The sequence below is a fragment of the Okeania sp. SIO2B9 genome, from assembly GCF_010672505.1.
Taxonomy (GTDB): domain Bacteria; phylum Cyanobacteriota; class Cyanobacteriia; order Cyanobacteriales; family Microcoleaceae; genus Okeania; species Okeania hirsuta.
The window spans coordinates 1-3,878 of record NZ_JAAHGK010000744.1; the positions used below are offsets into that span (position 1 = coordinate 1).

The window sequence follows — 3,878 nt, forward strand, 5'->3', positions numbered from 1 at the left end:
AAAATTTCAGGTGAATATTTCCAATAATCAGTTTGAAGTAATTTGTAACAGGCTAAAATTATATACAAAACTGAGATTTGATAAATGTTGAAGCTGTCTAAGCTATTACCAATTACTAATTTGACAATAGAATATATAGAGTCACATATTTAAGAGAATTATCATGTCAATAAAATTAATATTTTTTTTGGATATTATCGATAGTTATTTACTATCATCAAGCAATAAGTTTTCTTGGATATTGCTAGGATATGCCAGTTTTTTATCTGTTTACTAAACTCTGCATTTTTTCAGAAACTTGAGAGTGAAACTAAACTAGATATAGTACTCCTGGACTATACTAAGTTTTGAGAATAGCTTGGTTTGAATCTACATAAGTTGCCTATGCTATTCCGCAAAAGCTAGCTATTAATTTCTAGAAAAATTTAGTGAAATTATCGTTACTCAAAATGTATATACATTCAGGTTGAAAAAAAATTCACTATCTGTCTCAACATTACAGAAGACTTTCTATTGAATTCTCTCTCTAGTCAAAAGATATAAACAGCGCAGACAGAGGTTCTAAGTAGGTAGTTGCCTTTTTTCAAACTATTACTACTTACAAGGCTAAACTTGGCCAAGTCAAATTTTGGCAAAATAACTACGACAAAATAACTACTTTGGTTTGAATATTTGTATGTATTTTAATTCACAATACGAACCATCTCTATATGCATAAATGCGCAAAAATATACAACTAGATTTTCACTCTTAGCACAAAATATCATTATCCTCACACCAATCAACAGAATTAAATTAAGCAAAGCAAAAATAGACTCTTAGTAAGACAAGTTTTTCTATATCTTCTATACCTTCTTGGTAAAAGTAATACTCATCAAAACTTCAGCACTATCGATATTGTCAAAATATTTCTCTTACAGCTTGCGAAACTTAATTTATCTTTATTTATTTCCGATGAATAGAATAGCAGTATTACAAACCATCAAAAGCTTAAGAATACATATTCTGCACTTTAGGTGAACAATACTTTGAATCCATCTAAATAATGTCTAGCTTACCAATATAGCAAATTAAAACTTTAGTGTAAATATATAGTAAGTAAAATAATAAAAAGTTTTATTAGGTTTTGTCAAAATAATTCAGAGTTTTGCGATATTTTAGCTTGTTGTACAAAAACTATAGGTCTGGGGAATAGCAAAAAATAAATCATCCAATTTTTGGATTCAATTTGTTTGTTTTGTACCAGAAGGAAAAGGAAAAAACTTTGATTATTGATATTCCGTTATTTTTACTCCGAAGTACTATGTAGACAGCTATTTCATAATTCAAATAAAGGAATGGCAACTGCTATAATTTTTGTTGACATACTACCTTCTTCTCAATTCAACCTAAAACCTAAAACCTACCACCTTCTTCAATGAATGATAATTTCCTCTAATCTCAGTTCTGTCAAATACCTAAATTTTTGTAATCATTATCCGGTCTCCTACTTTCAAACCTAATTCCTTTGCACGTCTTCCCCGAAGTTCAATTACTCGATCGACTAACACATCAGGTCCATAAGTAGGGCAAGGGTCAGCTAAACAAGGAGGGACATTATCAGCGATCGCCTTAACTATGCCAGAATTTATGAATATAATATCAAGAGATATTTGGCAATTTTTCATCCAAAAGCTAACTTTCCGAGGCGGGTTAAAAGAGAATAACATTCCTCGGTCATCAGCAAGTTTAGTCCTGTACATTAAACCTATTGCTTTCTCTTGAGGGGTTTTCGCCACCTCTAAATTAATTATCTGATTAGATATATGAGCTTTTGCCGTAATTGGTAAAATTTGGCCTTGTGGAGATATCTGAGAATCTGATATATTTTGAGCTTGTGCTGGAGTATGAAAAACTTGAACAAATATTATTTGTAGCAAACAGCAAAGCAACAGAAATAAGATGATTCCAGACTTAAGTAAACCAATTTTACGACCCATAATTAATTATTTCTCAGATATTCTATGTATGTTTTATTCTTGAAGAAACAAGAAGGAAAAAGGAAAAAGTAGATGGGGACTCAAACCCCAAAAAGCTTGTAAACACCCCAAGTGACGGCGGGGTATTAAACCCAAAAGAAAAAGATAAATAATAATTTTATAGTAATTTTTTTGAGATTTCACTTATTTTGACATTCTTGTCGTTAGATCAAAGATTATAATGGAAAATTCTTGCTTCTGTGATTCTAGGGTTAGGCGAAAAATCAAACAAGTTATATTATGTCCGGATAATTAGTGATAAAAAAACTTTCTCTTTCTTCTTCTTTCTTTCCTCCTGACTCCTAACTCCTGAGTCGTTTATTTATAACTGTTCAACCGGACATGATATTAAGTTATGCTCCACGACGATTAAATATCTGTTTATAGTTACTTTTGCAGCAGCTATATCACGATTTATTTGATTTCCACAACTACTGCAATTATGTTTTCTATTCCTGCGGAATATTGCGTAAACAGAAAGTTTTTTCTGATTAATATGCCCAAATTTAATATCAAGTCTCATTAATTAGCCATAATAAAAATGTTCTTCTTTTGATAGAGAATATTTTTTCGGTGCGGAATGCGGAGCAAACAAATTTCCCCTACTCCCTACTCCCTACTCCCTAAATTTTTCCGAAGTGGTTATTCAAACAGACATGATATAAGACATTCTTGAGAAATATAATTTTTATCAACTTTAGCAAAATACTTACCTCAATTCCTGCAAATATCAGCCAATATTTCATTGATAAATTGACCTATACCAGAATCCTTTGATTGTTTTCTAACAAGACCTTGCTTACCAAGAATTAAAGACTCTAAGTTTCCCTCAAAACATATCCAATACCACGGACTGTCTGAATTAATCTCTTCTCGCCTTCTCGTTCAATTTTCAGGCGCAAATATCTAATATATACCTCAATTACATTAGACTCACCCAAAAAATCATAACCCCAAACATTTTCCAAAATCTGTTCGCGACTCAATACTTCGCGAGGATGCTCCATTAAAAACCTTAATAACTCAAATTCCTTCATAGTCAACTCAATACTACGACCATGACATAAGACCCGTCGAGTAGCCAACTCTAAAATTAAACTCCCAAATCTCAATTGGTCCTTTTCTGCTATAGTAGGTTGTAAATAAAAACGGACTAATTTTAAGAATTCATCACTGCGATAAGGTTTGAGAAAATAGTCATCAGCTCCAGACTCCAGACAAGCAACTCGGTCGTCAATTTGGTCGCGACCCATCAACAATAATATGGGCATATTATTACCCATTTTTCTCAGATGACTGCACAATGATAGTCCAGATTCACCAGCTAACATTCGGTCAATTACAATCAGAGCAGGTTTAATTTCTATTGCCCTGTGAAGACCCGCGGTAGAATTAGTAGCTACAATTGGATGATAGCCTGACTCTTCTAGATCCAAACTCACATATTGGGCGAGAATTTCATCAGTCTCTATTAGTAAGACTGAACGATCTCGATCTATAGTTAAGGTAGTCATAGCAATATGATTTTAATTGTGAGATATTGGAGACTTTTGTTTTAGGTATGGAGGGAATAGGGAATAGGTATGGAGGGAAGAAACGAATATATATGAATAAAATAACTGCTATATTTTATGCTTTAAACGAACACCTCAATTCTCACATCTGATTCGGTGATTGCTATATTTCTGTACAAAATTTATGATACTAACACCCTCTCATATAATCCCGGCATATTGAAGTTAATCTAGTGCAGGATGGCGGAAATAACTGACCAGTTACAAAATCGCGCGAACAATTACAAATCAAAAATGATTGACTTTTAAATGCATGACTTTTAACTTCCGGGTAGCGGCACTAGCA

General features: G+C 32.6%; 2 protein-coding genes. Both read right to left on the reverse strand.

Annotated features, from left to right (window positions below; genetic code table 11):
- Positions 1–1,457 precede the first annotated feature (1,457 nt).
- Entirely contained in the window at positions 1,458–1,979 is a 522-nt protein-coding gene (locus F6K13_RS22650) for a DUF192 domain-containing protein (RefSeq protein ID WP_124146145.1), read from the reverse strand.
- An 857-nt stretch (positions 1,980–2,836) separates the two neighbouring features.
- On the reverse strand, positions 2,837–3,532 hold the full coding sequence (gene nblR / locus F6K13_RS22655) for a response regulator transcription factor NblR (protein WP_124146144.1): 696 nt from the start codon (positions 3,530–3,532) through the stop codon (positions 2,837–2,839).
- Positions 3,533–3,878 lie beyond the last annotated feature (346 nt).